At 47.9% G+C, this 1,408-nt stretch carries 1 protein-coding gene; it reads right to left on the minus strand.

Features of this window, described 5'->3' with window-relative positions; genetic code table 11:
• Positions 1 to 212 precede the first annotated feature (212 nt).
• Complete coding sequence (locus HP566_RS20880) at positions 213 to 1,271, minus strand: CHAT domain-containing protein (protein ID WP_249979227.1); 1,059 nt, start codon at positions 1,269 to 1,271, stop codon at positions 213 to 215.
• Between the last annotated feature and the right edge of the window lie 137 nt (positions 1,272 to 1,408).

The raw sequence follows: 1,408 nt of genomic DNA on the forward strand, positions 1-1,408 counted from the left end.
CTGGGTGCAAGACATCATTGTTATTTATATATTGGGCGCCAACTAGTGACCAAATTTCAACAGCAGAATCCTTAGCTATATCAAATGAATTTTGCAAAATGCTCATATTCTTTCCTTATGCATAACGCCTGAATTCAGCGGCATTTGAGACGACGCCTGTTTTTGCGTCAGCAAAAATGGGTGGCGGGTCAAATGTCCGCTGCAATGATTTGTTAGGTTTGGGGTTGGACAAGGACCAAGCTTTCATTTTCAACTCCATCAGCTACGTACAGCTCAGGTATATCTTCTTCCGGAATGCCTTCAAGTTGAAGCGCCACCTTTGCTTGGTCAAAGGCCTCTCGAACGTTTCTTCCAAATCCAATCGCTGAATAGAGCTGAGCCGCAAATACGCGAGCTGCATCATCCCCGACGGAATCATTCATGCCAATTGCTGCTTTAACATGGTTGGTCACTTCCTCAGCCTGAGCATGGGAATAGCATGCGTTGAAAACCACGAGCTCGATCCCTGAAGCCATTACCTTAAAAAGTTGAACAATGGCTTCCAGTGAGATCAGTTTAGTGCCCCCAGAGTCGTCCTGAAGCACGAGCTCTCCTTGGTCGGAACCATGACCACTGAAATGCACGATTGTTGGCTTGTGCTCGTTGAGTGCTTGAAGCAAGTCATCCGGGCGCGTGGCCCAAATAGCCTTAAGTTCTACTGCATCTCGAAACTCCGACTCCCGGATTTTCTTGGTGATAGCGCGAATTTCCTCATCGAGTTTCAGCTGTGTTTGATCCTCGGGGTTCGACGCGATAAACAGAACAGTAATTTTCTTCGGCAAGTCGGCGAACTTCACAATTATTGGAGTTGATGACAACTGATTGTGAATTTGTGACTGGCGCTCAAGCTCCCTCGTGACCTGCTTCGAATGACGAAGCTGTTGGTCTTGTCGCCTTTTTTCATCCTGATCCTTACGCCGCTGCACCTGGCTTTCGGCCCTATCCACTTCGCTGAGTTTCTTCAGAATTTCCGAACTCTTCGCAGCAACTTTACTTTGTAAATCGGCGGCCTTTTTCTCATAGCCACTTAACTGCTTTTGCTTGGGCTCGATCTGACGCTGTTTAGAAGACAGTATGCTCAACGATGTGTTCTTGTTGATCGAGCGTGATATTTGCGCAATCTCAGCCTGCTTCTTTCGTGCATTCTCCCGCTCTCGGCCCAGCGATTTCTCAAGGCTGGCCTTTTCTCGTTCCAGCTGAGCTATGCGATTCCTCAGAGTTTTAATAGACATGATGAAAACCTAACGCCGCCAACACGCGCGGCTTTGTAGTGAAGGCAAAGCCGAAACGAAAAAGCCGTCGCCGTGCTTGGCCTTGTTAGGGCTTTTGCCGTATACTTGTACGGAATTCCCGTACATCAAGGTGCCTT

Source organism: Vreelandella olivaria, assembly GCF_023507745.1.
GTDB classification, from domain to species: Bacteria; Pseudomonadota; Gammaproteobacteria; order Pseudomonadales; family Halomonadaceae; genus Vreelandella; species Vreelandella olivaria_A.